The sequence below is a fragment of the Oceanobacillus timonensis genome, assembly GCF_900166635.1.
GTDB lineage: Bacteria > Bacillota > Bacilli > Bacillales > Amphibacillaceae > Oceanobacillus > Oceanobacillus timonensis.
The window spans coordinates 3,182,075-3,198,650 of sequence record NZ_LT800497.1 but is presented as its reverse complement, the minus strand read 5'-3'; the positions used below and the strand labels follow the sequence as shown (position 1 = coordinate 3,198,650).

Genomic DNA, 16,576 nt, shown 5'->3' with positions numbered 1-16,576 from the left:
TGAAAAATTATTTTTTGTGCTACAAACTGCTGTTTGGAGCTTTATTTCGTTTTTAAGTTATTTGTTGCAAGGGCTTTTTAAAACCGCTGTACAGGGGTTAAGACGTGATTTTATTGGAAGGATTTTATTTGGAATTTTCCATACTACAAATAACAATTAACTTGACACCAGCAGCTTGTTTCGTTAATCTAATTATTGAACGGATACTCTTATTCAGAGATGGCGGAGGGACAGACCCGATGAAGCCCGGCAACCTCACTCAAAGTGAAAGGTGCTAACCTGATGCAAGGATGATTCCTTGAACAATAAGAGCGAAAGGCCGATAATTTTCCTTTCCTCATGTATTTTGTAGGAGAGGTTTTTTTGTTTTTAAGGGAAAGTTCAAAAAGTCCAATAAAAATGACACGGCAGGAAAAGGAACTTCTACTAAGTACGCCCACGTCGTGTGGGCAACGCAGAAGCCACCGCATCCTGCGAAAGTGCGTTGACGAGATTTTTTCGATACTCACGTATTATAAAGCATACGCTCCGTTCGAAAAAATCTCGTCGCCTTGAACTTTCGACGCACACGACGTGCTAGTGTCGGCGTAGCGACACGGACGTCGCGAACTTAGCCGACTTGGCCCTATTTATCGGACTTTTTGAACACACACTTTAAGGAGATTTTTTCAGATAATCGCTTAAAAGTTTGTTTAAAAAAGGAAAGCCCATTGGGTGGAATGATACGTTTACGTTGAACTTCATCTTGAAGCAGAGTTCCGTAATATATAAGGAAAAGGGGAGTTAGCCTTATGGCTGCAAATCGTCGTTTATTTACTTCTGAGTCAGTTACGGAAGGGCATCCGGACAAGATGTCTGACCAAATTTCAGATGCGATTCTGGACAATATTCTCTCAAAGGATCCGAATGCCAGAGTAGCATGTGAAACGACTGTTACAACAGGAATTGTTTTAGTTGCTGGAGAGATTTCTACAAGTACATATGTAGATATTCCCGCCATTGTCCGTGAAACGGTAAAGGGGATAGGCTATACACGAGCAAAATATGGTTTTGACTCAGAAACCTGTGCTGTTTTAACTGCCATCGATGAACAGTCTCCGGATATTGCCGGGGGCGTGGATGTTGCGCTGGAAGCAAGACAAGGGCAGGAGAGCGAAGAAGAAATTGAAGCAATCGGAGCTGGAGACCAGGGATTAATGTTTGGCTATGCATGCAATGAGACGGATGAACTTATGCCGTTGCCGATTGCTTTAGCTCACCGTTTATCGAAAAGATTAGCAGATGTCCGAAAACAAGAGATTGTTGGCTATCTTCGTCCGGATGGTAAAACACAGGTAACTGTTGAATATGATGAAAATAATCAGCCGCTGCGTGTAGATACGATAGTGGTTTCCGCACAGCATCATCAAGATATTACAAATGAACAAATTGAAGCGGATATTATCAAACATGTTGTAGAAGCGGTTGTACCGAGTGAATTACTGGATGATAAAACCAAATACTTTATTAATCCGACGGGACGTTTTGTCTTGGGTGGTCCACAAGGAGACGTCGGTCTGACAGGAAGAAAAATTATTGTGGACACGTATGGAGGCTATGCACGACACGGCGGCGGTGCTTTCAGCGGGAAAGATGCAACGAAAGTGGATCGTTCTGCTGCGTATGCTTCTCGTTATGTTGCCAAAAATATTGTCGCAGCAGGCCTGGCTGATTCATGTGAAGTGCAATTAGCATATGCGATTGGTGTGGCGCAACCGGTCTCTATTTCTATTAATACATTCGGTACAGGAGAGGTCAGCGAGGAAAAATTAGTCGAAGCAGTGCGGGAGTTATTTGATTTACGTCCGGCTGGAATTATCCTGATGCTTGATTTAAGAAGACCTATTTTCCAAAATACAGCTGCTTACGGTCATTTTGGACGCACGGATATTACATTTCCATGGGAAAAAACAGATAAAGTGGAAGAACTAAAAGCACTAACTGCACAATAAGAAAAACGTCAGGTATCTCTGTAGATGTCTGACGTTTTTCTTATCGTGTTATTTATCCATTCCCATTGTTGTTTCCTTTAAATAATATTGCCCTTTGTCCACATAGGATGTACGGATGCGTTCCATTTCCTGAAAATCCTTATCTGTCAATTCACGTACTACTTTAGCCGGTCTCCCCATAACCAATGTTCTCGGCGGTACTTTCTTCCCTGGAGGTACAAGGCTGCCGGCGCCGACAAAGGCATGCTCTCCGACTTCTGCACCATCTAAGATAATAGAACCCATGCCAATAAGTGCGTGATGACGTATGGTTGCGGAATGCAGCGTGACCTGATGTCCGACGGTTACATCATCTTCAAGGATTAACGGCATATCAGGGCTTTGATGTAACATGGAAAGGTCCTGTACATTGGTGCGTTTGCCGATTTTTGTAGGAGCAACATCGCCGCGTATCACTGTGTGAAACCAGATACTTGCTTCTTCTTCAATCGTTACATCCCCGTTAATAACAGCATTTTTAGCAATGAATGCAGAAGCAGAAATGGATGGGGTATTTCCTTTATAAGGTTCAATCATTCCGTATTCCTCCAATAAAGTTGTAATAATTAAAGTATAGCAAAGGAAGCAGAATTCGAAAAGACGGATACGTACTAGATGATTTCATTCTGGTTTAGAGCAGCGATATTAAAAAAAGTTGTTATTCCCTAGGCAATTATTCTAACTCGTCTTTCAAGGTGAATAATAAGTTTGAATGTATATTTATTTCTTTTTAACCTCTACAGGTGTACATCTTTTTATGGTAGAATAAATAAGCTAGTTGCTTCCTGATAGCAAAATATAAATAGATACATGCTATTTGAAGTGATTCTATATTCTTAAATGAAGTAGGAGGAGTAACAGTTGTTCCAGTCATTTCTGGAATAAGCAGTGGTATAAATCTGTTTTAATAGATGGATGATGAACCCACCTATACATACAAGCGAACTTTTATATAGAGAGCATGTTAAAAAAATGAAGTTTTGCATGTAATGAAGAAAACTGATTTATCGTTAAAAATGGGGTTGTACTTTTATGTTGATTCAAATGGTAATAGGGATTTTATTTTTTATCGGTGTCTATATACTGATAAGTGATGAGCAAAAATGGCTGCGTCTGACAACGTTTGGTTATTTTGTGCTTCTAACCATTATTTTTGTGACTGGATATATGAATCAGTTGAATGATTTGCAAAGTCCAGAACTGGGCGATCTTTCTGCACTGCGTCAATGGGTTTATGTATTTGGCTACTTCTATTCGGTTCCACTCATGATTGTATCAGCGTATATTTGGGTTCCTTATCCAAAAAAATATAAGACATTACGATCCCGCGTACTCATGATTTCACTTATTATATTTGTTATCATGACAGCCGGGCATTTCCTGAATTTATTTTTTCGGTTATTATTCTTGGGGATTACGTAACAAATATAAGAAACGTCCTGTCCAAATTCAGGAACGTTTCTTTTTTTCGATGGCAATTAAAAATGGAGCCTGGTTTTGCTGATTGATAAATTGGTACCTGAGCACCTGGTATTCTTTTTGATCCAATTGTGACGTGTAAGCAAGAATCGCTTCTTTTTCTTCCTCGCCTCCCGGATGACCATAATAAATGACTAAGATCAGCCGTCCGTTTGGTTTTAGTTTTTCTAATATAGCCTGGATAGCAGTTATAGTGGAAGGGGCTTTGGTGATAATAGACTTATCACTTTGAGGTAAATAACCGAGATTGAAAATAGCTCCGCCCAAAATAACTTCTTTCATATAGGTAGATATCTTTTCGTGGCTGTCCTGAATCAGGGATACATTGTGACAGTCATTTTCCTGTAATTTCTCGTTTGTTTTTTGGATAGCTTGCGCTTGGATATCAAATCCATACACTTTCCCAGAGTTGCCTACAGCCTGGCTCAAAAATAATGTGTCATGCCCATTCCCGCAGGTGGCGTCAATGGCAATATCTCCTTCTTGAAGGCTCTCCTTTAATAGAGAGTGCGCACAAGTTAAAACGTTTAGTAACATGTTGTTGTCTCCTTATGTATGATATTGAAAAATGTATTTCTAATTATAACAAGAAAAACACGCTCATGTTTACTACGGATGATAGGATGGTATGAAATTTTCTCTAATATCCTGTTTCCAATTGAAAAAATATGTGTATACTAAGGGTAGGATTCATTTAGGTCAACTTGACAGGGTATGTTTATTTCATTATAATTCCAATATCTATGATAAAATGAAAAAACGATGAAAAAGGAATAGTAATAGGTTGTGTCAGTTTTAGAGAAGCAGTGGGTGGTGTGAACTGCTACTGATAGGCGTATGAACTCACCTTTTTAGGTTGCGGCAATGAAAAAGTAGTTGCTGCCGTTTCATCCACGTTATCGATGTCAAGCGAACGCTTTAAGCGTTAATTTGGGTGGTACCGCGGGAATAATCACAGCTTCTCGTCCCTTTCTTGGGATGAGTGGCTTTTTTTATACCTGTTTTTAGTAATTTTAGGATATAAATGTTAATTTCATCTAGAGATGGAATGATACAAGAGTGTTGAAGGAGGAAGAAAGACGATGAGTTTTCCACATCAGGAAATCGAGAAAAAATGGCAAAAGTATTGGGATCATAATCACACATTTAAAACAAATACATTTTCCAATAAAGAAAAATTTTATGCGCTGGATATGTTTCCTTATCCGTCCGGTCAAGGTTTGCATGTTGGACATCCGGAAGGTTATACAGCGACAGATATTTTAGCGAGAATGAAAAGAATGCAAGGATATGAGGTCATGCATCCAATGGGCTGGGATGCTTTTGGGCTCCCGGCGGAGCAATATGCTATTGATACAGGGAATAGTCCCAAGGAATTTACAGAAGCAAATATCCAAATCTTTAAAAGGCAGATTAAAGAGCTCGGTTTTTCTTATGATTGGGATAGAGAAGTAAACACTACAGATCCTGATTACTATAAGTGGACACAATGGATTTTTAAAAAACTGTATGAAAATGATTTGGCTTATATGGATGAAGTGGCTGTTAACTGGTGTCCAGCTCTCGGAACCGTTTTGGCAAATGAAGAAGTCATTGATGGAAAAAGTGAACGCGGCGGACATCCGGTTGTTCGTAAACCGATGAAACAATGGATGCTTAAAATAACAGCATACGCTGATCGGCTGCTTTCTGATTTGGAAGATCTGGATTGGCCGGAGAGCTTAAAAGAAATGCAACGTAATTGGATTGGACGTTCGGAAGGTGCTGAGGTGACTTTTTCCATTGAAGGACATGAGGAAACATTCACCGTATTTACAACACGTCCAGATACTTTGTTCGGGGCAACGTATGCCGTGATGGCGCCAGAACATGAATTTGTGGAAAAGATTACAACGGCAGAGCAAAAAGCAGCTGTGGAAAAATATTTGCATGAAATACAAACAAAATCAGATTTAGAGCGTACTGACCTTGCTAAAGAAAAAACAGGCGTATTTACAGGAGCTTATGCGATCAACCCTGCTAATGGTGAAAAAATGCCAATTTGGGTAGCGGACTATGTATTGATGAGCTATGGAAGCGGAGCAATCATGGCCGTACCTGCCCACGATGAGCGTGACTATGAATTTGCCAGCGTATTTGAACTGCCAATTAAAGAAGTTGTCGCTGGCGGGAATATAGAAGAGGAAGCTTATGTAGGAGACGGTCCGCACGTTAATTCGGAATTCCTGAATGGTCTGGATCAGGATGAAGCTATTTCGAAAATGATTGCATGGCTGGAAGAAAACAAAAAAGGCACAAAGAAAATTACGTACCGTTTGCGTGACTGGCTTTTTGCAAGACAGCGCTATTGGGGAGAACCGATTCCGATTATTCACTGGGAAGACGGCAGCATGTCAACTGTTCCGGAAGAAGAGCTTCCACTGGAACTTCCGGAAATGACAGAGATTAAACCATCTGGAACAGGAGAATCTCCGCTTGCTAACAACGAAGCATGGGTAAGTGTGGTCGATCTGGAAACAGGAATGAAAGGCCGAAGAGAAACGAATACGATGCCGCAATGGGCCGGCAGCTGCTGGTACTTCCTGCGTTATGTGGATCCGCATAATGCGGAACAGCTTGCTGATCCGGAAGCATTGAAAGAATGGTTCCCGATTGACATTTATATCGGAGGAGCAGAACACGCTGTGCTTCATCTGCTGTATGCACGCTTCTGGCATAAATTCCTTTATGATATCGGTGTGGTTTCTACAAAAGAACCTTTCCAGAGATTATATAACCAAGGAATGATTCTTGGAGAAGGTAACGAGAAGATGAGTAAATCAAAAGGAAATGTGGTTAATCCGGATGATATTATTTCTTCTCATGGTGCAGATACATTGCGTTTGTATGAAATGTTCATGGGGCCGCTGGATGCTTCTGTCGCCTGGTCCACAAACGGTTTGGACGGCTCCCGTCGTTTCTTAGATCGTGTTTGGAGATTGTATATGAATGATGATCAATCATTAACAGACCGAATTACAGATGATGCGGCAACAGAGTTGGATAAAGTGTACCATGAAACAGTCAAGAAGGTGACAGAGGACTTTGAGAATCTTCATTTTAATACAGGTATCTCCCAAATGATGGTATTTGTAAATGAATGTTATAAAGTAGATTCGATTCCTAAAAATTATGCGGAAGGTTTTGTGAAGCTTCTTTCTCCAGTTGCGCCACATATGTGTGAAGAAATCTGGCAAAAGCTTGGCAAGGAGGATTCCATCAGTTTAGCAGGCTGGCCAGCCTATGACGAATCGAAACTTGTGCAAGAAGAAGTTGAGGTTGTATTGCAGGTGATGGGGAAAGTTCGCGCAAAACTGAGTGTTCCTGTAGGTACAGAAAAAGAGGAACTTGAAAAAATGGCTTTAAATGAAGAAAGTGTAAAAAAATGGGTAGAAGGGAAAACGATCCGAAAAGTGATTGTTGTTCCAGACAAACTGGTTAATGTTGTAGCTAATTAATACTGTTCATGAATGGCGCGGAACGCAAGAAAGCGCGGTGCTGCTGCGTGAACGCCTCTTTGCTTAAGTGAGAAAACCGGACTTATCCATGTTCTATCAGTAGAACGGGATTTAGTCCGGTTTCTTTTCGTTTTTATATAATAGCTCGTTTTAGCTGGAAGGTTCCTCTTCACGAGGGAGATCGGTTTGTAATGTCGTATCCAGAAGAATCCATTTGTCCTTCTTATCATAAACCCATACCGATTCCACCGTTCCAATTTGATCAGCATGGTATGCGCCGCTGATTTGTTGAAAGCTTTTCAGACCTTCCTGTTGTTCACTTTCTATTTCCGTAACTTCGAAAAAAGCAACTGGATCAATCATAAGCGTAGTCGGTTCCAAAAGTTTTCCCTGATCATCATATAATTTTAAGCGAATATATTCTTCTTTTTGTCCGGAGACATCTAAAATGATGGGGTCTTCCTTTGGCAGCAACTGTACAGATACTTTGAAATGATCCATGAACTCTCCTTTTACCGGCTGTTCTGTTGGCAGCGGCAGTTCGATAAAATCATCTTTTTCCCATTGATTTAACTGCGAAGTATACAACCCGCCGCTTCCGCCTGTTGGACTCTGATATAGAATATCCGCTACGCCGTTATGTGTTAAATCAGCAAATTGTAATTCTGGATCGTATCCTCCACCATAGTTAATTTGCCATGTTTTATCAGAGGTAGGACTTGAAATATCAACCCAAATGTCCTGATAGTACACACCATCCGGAGCAAATAATTTTCCTTTCAGCTCTAATAACTCTTTCTCCCCATCTCCAGTGACATCTTCTTCATAGGTTTGGATAAGGTGCGCATCACTTTGCGCTGTTGTTTCTGCCGGAGCGAAGAAAAGCGTCAATAATAATAAACTGATATAAGTCATTGCATCACCTCCTATTCGTAAAGGGATTTATTTTGCCTTAGTTTAAACAAACAATTTGAAACCTATGCATTCTCCATTTATTATGATAAGAAAGAATGAAATAAAAGGAGTTGAGAGGGAATGGAAGATATGAAGAAATATTCCCCGAAAGAAGTAGATTCTATAAAAGAAAAGGATCATATTCAGCTGATTGATGTCAGAGAAGATGAAGAAGTTGCTCAAGGAATGATTGAAAATGCACTGCATATTCCTTTAGGAGAAATACAAGACGCTTATACGGATTTAGATAAGGATAAAGAATATATTATGATTTGCCGCTCCGGAAGAAGAAGCTACAATGCAGCAGCCTTTTTACAGGAACAAGGGTTTAACGTAGCGAATATGAGCGGCGGTATGCTGGAATGGCCAGGAGAAATTATTATTAAATAGCACATTCATGAAAAGTTTTTGTGATGAAAGCAAACGGAATTAGTAATAAAAAGATATTCCACCGGAGAATAAACAATCCGGCGGAATATCTTTTTGCTTGTCAGGGTAGTCTTTCATTTTTCAAATGCTTTTCGTTCACTTGTATATTGGTATTCTCTATATAAAATTCGACATAGCAGAAGAGTGAATAATACAGGCATAACAATACTGCTGGCAGGTAATTTCAGTGACTGTTTTGTCATCTATAGAACAGGGGACAAAGTGTGAAATGCCGGTTCAGACTATTTCTTAATGAAGTAAAAAGAAATTTGCCGAATAGATGTTGACTTAATTTGTCGGTAATGCTATAATGAATATCCAATATCGAGTTGAGGCTTTTAAAAAAATTAATGAATAAAAAAGTTATTGACGAGATATTGGTTATGTGGTATATTAATAAAGTCGCTTTTTTTAAGGCGATGTTATACAAATTGCTCTTTGAAAACTGAACAAAACAACCAGTACGAAAGAAGAAAGACAACCTCGTTTTTCTTAAAAAATAAGTCAGAAGTTGACTTCTGAAAGCTAACGTTTCAAACACTTTTATGGAGAGTTTGATCTTGGCTCAGGACGAACGCTGGCGGCGTGCCTAATACATGCAAGTCGAGCGCGGGAAGCGAACGGAACTCTTCGGAGGGAAGTTCGTGGAACGAGCGGCGGACGGGTGAGTAACACGTAGGCAACCTGCCTGTAAGACTGGGATAACTCGCGGAAACGCGAGCTAATACCGGATAACACTTCCCATCACCTGATGAGGAGTTAAAAGACGGCTTTTGCTGTCACTTACAGATGGGCCTGCGGCGCATTAGCTAGTTGGTAAGGTAATGGCTTACCAAGGCGACGATGCGTAGCCGACCTGAGAGGGTGATCGGCCACACTGGGACTGAGACACGGCCCAGACTCCTACGGGAGGCAGCAGTAGGGAATCTTCCGCAATGGACGAAAGTCTGACGGAGCAACGCCGCGTGAGTGATGAAGGTTTTCGGATCGTAAAACTCTGTTGTCGGGGAAGAACAAGTACGATAGTAACTGATCGTACCTTGACGGTACCCGACCAGAAAGCCACGGCTAACTACGTGCCAGCAGCCGCGGTAATACGTAGGTGGCAAGCGTTGTCCGGAATTATTGGGCGTAAAGCGCTCGCAGGCGGTTTTTTAAGTCTGATGTGAAATCTTGCAGCTCAACTGCAAACGTGCATTGGAAACTGGAGGACTTGAGTGCAGAAGAGGAGAGTGGAATTCCACGTGTAGCGGTGAAATGCGTAGAGATGTGGAGGAACACCAGTGGCGAAGGCGACTCTCTGGTCTGTAACTGACGCTGAGGAGCGAAAGCGTGGGGAGCGAACAGGATTAGATACCCTGGTAGTCCACGCCGTAAACGATGAGTGCTAGGTGTTAGGGGGTTTCCGCCCCTTAGTGCTGAAGTTAACGCATTAAGCACTCCGCCTGGGGAGTACGGCCGCAAGGCTGAAACTCAAAAGAATTGACGGGGACCCGCACAAGCGGTGGAGCATGTGGTTTAATTCGAAGCAACGCGAAGAACCTTACCAGGTCTTGACATCCTTTGACCGCTCTAGAGATAGAGTTTTCCCTTCGGGGACAAAGTGACAGGTGGTGCATGGTTGTCGTCAGCTCGTGTCGTGAGATGTTGGGTTAAGTCCCGCAACGAGCGCAACCCTTAATCTTAGTTGCCAGCATTTAGTTGGGCACTCTAAGGTGACTGCCGGTGACAAACCGGAGGAAGGTGGGGATGACGTCAAATCATCATGCCCCTTATGACCTGGGCTACACACGTGCTACAATGGACGGAACAAAGGGAAGCGAAGCGGTGACGTTTTAGCAAATCCCAGAAAACCGTTCTCAGTTCGGATTGCAGGCTGCAACTCGCCTGCATGAAGCCGGAATCGCTAGTAATCGCGGATCAGCATGCCGCGGTGAATACGTTCCCGGGTCTTGTACACACCGCCCGTCACACCACGAGAGTTCGTAACACCCGAAGTCGGTGGGGTAACCTTTTTAGGAGCCAGCCGCCGAAGGTGGGACGAATGATTGGGGTGAAGTCGTAACAAGGTAGCCGTATCGGAAGGTGCGGCTGGATCACCTCCTTTCTAAGGATATATTACGGAATTTTGTACTGTGTTGTTTGGTTCAGTTTTGAGAGAGCAATCTCTCAAAAGGAACTTCTGTTAAAACCGTCACATCCGTGGGACTGCGATTACTCGCCCCATCGAAGACATTTGTGACAATACAGAAGTCACCACATCCGTGTGGAAGTTTGTACCTTGAAAACTAAATAAGAGTAACAACGACATCAAACTTTAGAAATAAGGCAAAAAGCTATGGATATAGCAACACAAATGATTACATTCCGTAATCAGCCATCTTATTCAAAAACTTTAGTTAAGTGAATAAGGGCGCACGGTGGATGCCTTGGCACTAGGAGCCGATGAAGGACGGGACTAACACCGATATGCCTCGGGGAGTTGTAAGTAAATGTTATTATCCGAGGATTTCCGAATGGGGAAACCCACTGTTCGTAATGGAACAGGACATCTATCTGAATACATAGGGTAGGTGAGGCATACCCGGGGAACTGAAACATCTCAGTACCTGGAGGAATAGAAAGAAACATCGATTTCCTGAGTAGCGGCGAGCGAAACGGAAAGAGCCCAAACCAAGGAGCTTGCTTCTTGGGGTTGTAGGACATTCCATTGGAGTTACAAAGAAATGCTTTAGATGAATCGACCTGGAAAGGTCAGCCAAAGAAGGTAACAGCCCTGTAATCGAAAAAGCGTTTCCTCCGGAGTGTATCCTGAGTACGGCGGAACACGTGGAATTCCGTCGGAATCCGGGAGGACCATCTCCCAAGGCTAAATACTCCCTAGTGACCGATAGTGAACCAGTACCGTGAGGGAAAGGTGAAAAGCACCCCGGGAGGGGAGTGAAATAGAACCTGAAACCGTGTGCCTACAAGTAGTCGAAGCCCGTTTATGGGTGACGGCGTACCTTTTGTAGAATGGACCGGCGAGTTACGATCGTATGCAAGGTTAAGTGGAAGACACGGAGCCGCAGCGAAAGCGAGTCTGAACAGGGCGAGTGAGTATACGGTCGTAGACCCGAAACTGTGTGATCTACCCATGTCCAGGGTGAAGGTCAGGTAACACTGACTGGAGGCCCGAACCCACGTATGTTGAAAAATGCGGGGATGAGGTGTGGGTAGCGGTGAAATTCCAATCGAACACAGAGATAGCTGGTTCTCTCCGAAATAGCTTTAGGGCTAGCCTCAAGCAATAGAGTACTGGAGGTAGAGCACTGATTGGACTAGGGGCCCCTACCGGGTTACCGAATTCAGTCAAACTCCGAATGCCAGTTACTTCCGCTTGGGAGTCAGACTATGGGTGATAAGGTTCATAGTCGAAAGGGAAACAGCCCAGACCGCCAGCTAAGGTCCCTAAGTATACGTTAAGTGGAAAAGGATGTGGCGTTGCACAGACAACCAGGATGTTGGCTTAGAAGCAGCCATCATTGAAAGAGTGCGTAATAGCTCACTGGTCGAGTGACGCTGCGCCGAAAATGTACCGGGGCTAAACGTATCACCGAAGCTGCGGATTGTTCTTACGAACAATGGTAGGAGAGCGTTCAAAGGGCAGAGAAGTCAGACCGTGAGGACTGGTGGAGCGCTTTGAAGTGAGAATGCCGGTATGAGTAGCGAAAAAAGAGTGAGAATCTCTTTCACCGAAAGCCTAAGGTTTCCTGAGGAAGGCTCGTCCTCTCAGGGTTAGTCGGGACCTAAGCCGAGGCCGACAGGCATAGGCGATGGATAACAGGTTGATATTCCTGTACCACCTCATGATTGTTTGAGCAATGGGGGGACGCAGGAGGATAAGGAGTGCGCACCGATGGATGTGCGTCCAAGCATGCGAGGAAGTCAGATAGGCAAATCCGTCTGACACATTTCTGAGCTGTGACGGGGAGGGAAATAAAGTACCGAAGTTCCGGATTTCACACTGCCAAGAAAAGCCTCTAGTTAGATCATAGGTGCCCGTACCGCAAACCGACACAGGTAGGCGAGGAGAGAATCCTAAGGTGAGCGGGAGAACTCTCGTTAAGGAACTCGGCAAAATGACCCCGTAACTTCGGGAGAAGGGGTGCTCAGGCTGAGTCTGAGCCGCAGTGAATAGGCCCAAGCGACTGTTTAGCAAAAACACAGGTCTCTGCGAAGCCGAAAGGCGAAGTATAGGGGCTGACACCTGCCCGGTGCTGGAAGGTTAAGAGGAAGAGTTAGCTTTCGGGCGAAGCTCTGAATCGAAGCCCCAGTAAACGGCGGCCGTAACTATAACGGTCCTAAGGTAGCGAAATTCCTTGTCGGGTAAGTTCCGACCCGCACGAAAGGTGCAACGACTTGGGCACTGTCTCAACGAGAGACCCGGTGAAATTATACTATGCGTGAAGATGCGCATTACCCGCGACAGGACGGAAAGACCCCGTGGAGCTTTACTGTAGCCTGATATGGAATGTTTGTGCAGTTTGTACAGGATAGGTGGGAGCCTTTGAAACGTGAGCGCTAGCTTACGTGGAGGCATCCGTGGGATACCACCCTAACTGTATGACCATTCTAACCCAGGACCGTGATCCGGTTCGGAGACAGTGTCAGGCGGGCAGTTTGACTGGGGCGGTCGCCTCCTAAAAGGTAACGGAGGCGCCCAAAGGTTCCCTCAGAATGGTTGGAAATCATTCGAAGAGTGTAAAGGCAGAAGGGAGCTTGACTGCGAGACCTACAAGTCGAGCAGGGACGAAAGTCGGGCTTAGTGATCCGGTGGTTCCGCATGGAAGGGCCATCGCTCAACGGATAAAAGCTACCCCGGGGATAACAGGCTTATCTCCCCCAAGAGTTCACATCGACGGGGAGGTTTGGCACCTCGATGTCGGCTCATCGCATCCTGGGGCTGTAGTCGGTCCCAAGGGTTGGGCTGTTCGCCCATTAAAGCGGTACGCGAGCTGGGTTCAGAACGTCGTGAGACAGTTCGGTCCCTATCCGTCGTGGGCATCGGAAGTTTGAGAGGAGCTGTCCTTAGTACGAGAGGACCGGGATGGACACACCGCTGGTGTACCAGTTGTTCCGCCAGGAGCATAGCTGGGTAGCTACGTGTGGTAAGGATAAGTGCTGAAAGCATCTAAGCATGAAGCCCCCCTCAAGATGAAACTTCCCATCACTTCAAGTGAGTAAAATCCCTCAAAGACGATGAGGTTGATAGGTCCGAGGTGGAAGCGTGGCGACACGTGCAGCTGACGGATACTAATCGATTGAGGACTTATCTAAGTTTTTGTTTGTCACGTTACTCTTATTTAGTTTTCAGGGTGCAAATCCTAATTGAAAATATTGAAGGATGTTCGATTAAAACCGTCCACGTCCTTGTGGACAACATCGAACGACCTACATCGTGTAGGTCTGGTAGCGATAGCGAAGAGGTCACACCTGTTCTCATGCCGAACACAGAAGTTAAGTTCTTCAGCGCCGATGGTAGTTGGGGGCTTCCCCCTGCGAGAGTAGGACGTTGCCAGGCACACTGATAAGAGTAAAGCATTATGCTTTGCTCTTTTTTTATGTTTCGAAAATATATGTTTGGTAGAGGAAGAATTGAAACAATGAAAAACGGTTGTACAATATTGAGTACACGGTAAACACTCGTTACGTCTATCTGCAATATGAGAATTGACTTATTAAATATCCTCATAAAAGAACGAGAAGTGTTCACGTTTCGCGTCACTTCTCGTTCTTGACTAATTCATTATTATTTGGTTATGCCCCATCGATTGTTAATAGAATTTGTGATACTTGAAATCGCACCGTCTCCTGTCACGTTACAGGCTGTTCCTAAACTGTCTTGAGCAAGGTATAGTGCAATCATTAATGATACCATTGTCGGTCCGAATCCTAACATAGATTCTAACAAGCCGATGGATGCCATTACGGCTCCTCCAGGTACTCCTGGCGCTGCAATCATGGTAACTCCTAAAACAAGGAGGAAAGGAAAAATATCTCCAAATGCAATCGGCTCTCCTTGTAAAAATAAAACAGCAGTTGCACAACTTAAAAGTGTAATGGTGCTTCCGGATAAATGTACGTTCGCAAGTAAAGGTATGGTGAAATCAGCAACGTTTCCCTTGACCTTTATTTTTTTAGTATGATCTAACGTAACCGGGATTGTCGCAGCAGAAGACTGTGTTCCGAGTGCTGTGAAATAAGCAGGTAACATGGTTTTTAACATCCGGAAAGGATTTTGTTTACTTAATGTCCCTGCTATTGTGTACTGCACAATCAAATATAGAATATGTAAGAGAATAATCATTACAAAGACAACAGCAAATACTTTTAAAATAGAAGCAACTTGACCTGCGTGTGTCATATTCGCAAAAATTCCAAAGATATGGAATGGCAATAAAGGAATAATCATTTTATTAATCACGAGTTCAACAATGGAACGAAAGTCATGAAATATATTTAATAAGGCATCACTCTTGAGAGCTGCCATCCCGATTCCTAAAACAAAAGCGAGGATGAGTGCAGTAATTACTTCAAAAGGTGGATGTAATTCAAAATCTAAAAATCCTTCGAGCAGGGCACCGCTGGGATCATCGAACATAGTTAGTGACTGTCCGCTCAGGATAGTCGGATAAAGATTGCTTGCTGCTATGAATGCAACGATACCAGCACAAATAGTTGATACATAAGCAATCAGCGCAGTAATCGATAATAACTTCCCGGCTCCTTTTCCCATATAACCGATTCCGGGCGCGATAAATCCTAAGATAATAAGCGGAATGATAAAGCTGAGGAATCCGCCAAATATATCATTAAACGTGGCGAACAATCGAATGAACCAATCATTTGCAATTATTCCGACAATAATACCGAGTGCAATGGCAATAATTATACGAAATAATAAACCAAAGCGTTTCATAAAAAACTCTCCAATCTGGTTTGTAAATAATATATACCGAACATAGTATAACTTAAAATTAAGATGATAGCTAGACTTTATTATATATGAAGGGAATTTGGGATTGAGTTTTTGTACAAAAAAGTATTGATTTATTGATTAGTATGTTGAGGATAAATGATATAAAATGAAAAAATCCGAACGCATCTGAATTCTATTACAGAATTCTAAATGATTGTTCGGACCTTTAATGGTTAAAACCCTTCTATTTTAATCGTTAGTTCATCTTCTCAGGAATGGAAATAGCGTAAATGGATTCAATTAACTGATTCAGTTTTCCTTCTACCCGGTGTAATAAGTAGAAGGTTACCGCCGCAGGAAATCCGATATCGGTTATAAGAGAAATCCATGCTTCCATAAGATTCACCACCTTTGATCGAATAAACAAATTTCAAGCGAGTATGTTTTCCATAACATTTTGTATGAAGGACAATGCCGTGAGGAGAGCTTCCTCACGGCATTGTCCTATATGAAAGAAACATTATAATTCAATGTCTTCCACAATACGTTCCACAATGCGGGCACTGTGTATTTCAGTCAGTTCACCGCCTGTTGAATAAAGTGCATTTTCTTGAAGAATGGTATCCATTGCCTCCTGGACGGTTTCCGAATCGACTGGTTCTACAGGATGATCCAACGTATAAGTTACGATACGGCCTTCTTCATTTAAAAACTTCAATTCCAGTTTTCGCATGTTTTTTCACCTCCTTTCTTCGCAAGCTTCAACGATTAAGCTTCTTCATCATAAATGTCTGAAGCATCTCGACGCGTGATAGCGTAGAGGTCATGCTGCTGAACAGATGCGAATGCGTGGGCTATCTGGAAGAGCTGTTCAGCAGTAGCTTCTGGTTTGACGTTGTTGAATCGTTTTTGCTTCAGGATATCCTCTCCAGACGTTGGATCGGTACCTTCGTTTAGCGTAAGCTGCAAAACGGATTCTGTTAATTCAGCGACTGCCATTGTTCATCACCTCCTCTCATCCCTATAGTCGTTTCCGGTCTTTAAAAGGGGGCAACTTTCAAAATAAATGTCATTTTGTTTAAAAAAATAATGTAAAAAAAGAATATAGGCATTTTAAATGGACTCTGTAAAGCGATTTATTTAAATATTTACGGAATTTGTTGATATTTTTCTATAAAAAAGTAAAAATTCAAAAATCAACTTAGTAAAAGACATTAAAATTGAAA

11 protein-coding genes, 3 rRNA genes, 1 riboswitch and 1 other annotated feature are annotated in these 16,576 nt (G+C 42.9%); of the genes, 7 read left to right on the top strand and 7 right to left on the bottom strand.

Annotated elements, in window-relative coordinates; genetic code table 11:
• Positions 1-206 precede the first annotated feature (206 nt).
• A riboswitch (SAM riboswitch) is annotated at positions 207-312 on the top strand.
• A 479-nt stretch (positions 313-791) separates the two neighbouring features.
• Positions 792-1,991, top strand: coding sequence for a methionine adenosyltransferase (metK, locus tag B7E05_RS15615; RefSeq protein WP_080875076.1), 1,200 nt, complete (start codon positions 792-794; stop codon positions 1,989-1,991).
• A 48-nt stretch (positions 1,992-2,039) separates the two neighbouring features.
• On the opposite strand, the gene B7E05_RS15610 is transcribed toward metK, so the two are convergent.
• Positions 2,040-2,567 (bottom strand): gamma carbonic anhydrase, encoded by a 528-nt coding sequence (locus tag B7E05_RS15610; RefSeq protein ID WP_080875075.1) that lies wholly within the window; start codon positions 2,565-2,567, stop codon positions 2,040-2,042.
• A 495-nt stretch (positions 2,568-3,062) separates the two neighbouring features.
• Here B7E05_RS15610 and B7E05_RS15605 point away from each other — a divergent pair, with 495 nt between their 5' ends.
• Positions 3,063-3,452 (top strand): hypothetical protein, encoded by a 390-nt coding sequence (locus B7E05_RS15605; protein WP_080875074.1) that lies wholly within the window; start codon positions 3,063-3,065, stop codon positions 3,450-3,452.
• Between the two features lie 27 nt (positions 3,453-3,479).
• Here the strand turns inward: B7E05_RS15605 and mnmM are convergent, their stop codons facing one another.
• Complete coding sequence (gene mnmM / locus B7E05_RS15600; protein ID WP_080875073.1) at positions 3,480-4,046, bottom strand: tRNA 5-(aminomethyl)-2-thiouridylate-methyltransferase MnmM; 567 nt, start codon at positions 4,044-4,046, stop codon at positions 3,480-3,482.
• 216 nt (positions 4,047-4,262) lie between these two features.
• Positions 4,263-4,482 (top strand) — a binding site (T-box leader).
• Positions 4,483-4,591: 109 nt separating this feature from the next.
• Between mnmM and leuS the strand changes: the two genes are divergently transcribed.
• Positions 4,592-7,006, top strand: coding sequence for a leucine--tRNA ligase (leuS, locus tag B7E05_RS15595; protein WP_080875072.1), 2,415 nt, complete (start codon positions 4,592-4,594; stop codon positions 7,004-7,006).
• Positions 7,007-7,156: 150 nt separating this feature from the next.
• Here the strand turns inward: leuS and B7E05_RS15590 are convergent, their stop codons facing one another.
• Positions 7,157-7,921 carry a hypothetical protein gene (locus tag B7E05_RS15590; protein ID WP_080875071.1) on the bottom strand — a complete coding sequence of 255 codons (765 nt, stop codon included), beginning with the start codon at positions 7,919-7,921 and terminating at the stop codon, positions 7,157-7,159.
• Positions 7,922-8,041: 120 nt separating this feature from the next.
• Here B7E05_RS15590 and B7E05_RS15585 point away from each other — a divergent pair, with 120 nt between their 5' ends.
• The 4 genes from B7E05_RS15585 to rrf all read left to right on the top strand — a co-directional run bounded on the left by B7E05_RS15585 (position 8,042) and on the right by rrf (position 13,952).
• Positions 8,042-8,350 (top strand): rhodanese-like domain-containing protein, encoded by a 309-nt coding sequence (locus tag B7E05_RS15585; RefSeq protein ID WP_080875070.1) that lies wholly within the window; start codon positions 8,042-8,044, stop codon positions 8,348-8,350.
• A 581-nt stretch (positions 8,351-8,931) separates the two neighbouring features.
• Positions 8,932-10,496, top strand: a 16S ribosomal RNA gene (locus tag B7E05_RS15580).
• 290 nt (positions 10,497-10,786) lie between these two features.
• A 23S ribosomal RNA gene (locus B7E05_RS15575) occupies positions 10,787-13,708 on the top strand.
• 128 nt (positions 13,709-13,836) lie between these two features.
• Positions 13,837-13,952: ribosomal RNA gene (gene rrf / locus B7E05_RS15570) — 5S ribosomal RNA — on the top strand.
• The 16S, 23S and 5S rRNA genes sit together here, the layout of an rRNA operon.
• Positions 13,953-14,180: 228 nt before the next feature.
• Here rrf and B7E05_RS15565 read toward each other — a convergent pair.
• The 4 genes from B7E05_RS15565 to B7E05_RS15550 form a co-directional block, all read right to left on the bottom strand.
• Positions 14,181-15,350 carry a dicarboxylate/amino acid:cation symporter gene (locus B7E05_RS15565; RefSeq protein ID WP_080875069.1) on the bottom strand — a complete coding sequence of 390 codons (1,170 nt, stop codon included), beginning with the start codon at positions 15,348-15,350 and terminating at the stop codon, positions 14,181-14,183.
• 256 nt (positions 15,351-15,606) lie between these two features.
• On the bottom strand, positions 15,607-15,747 hold the full coding sequence (locus tag B7E05_RS15560; protein ID WP_080875068.1) for a YvrJ family protein: 141 nt from the start codon (positions 15,745-15,747) through the stop codon (positions 15,607-15,609).
• A gap of 123 nt (positions 15,748-15,870) precedes the next feature.
• Complete coding sequence (locus B7E05_RS15555; protein ID WP_080875067.1) at positions 15,871-16,083, bottom strand: DUF2922 domain-containing protein; 213 nt, start codon at positions 16,081-16,083, stop codon at positions 15,871-15,873.
• Between the two features lie 35 nt (positions 16,084-16,118).
• Positions 16,119-16,349: a DUF1659 domain-containing protein gene (locus B7E05_RS15550; RefSeq protein WP_080875066.1), complete on the bottom strand. Its 231-nt coding sequence runs from the start codon at positions 16,347-16,349 to the stop codon at positions 16,119-16,121.
• Positions 16,350-16,576: the final 227 nt, after the last annotated feature.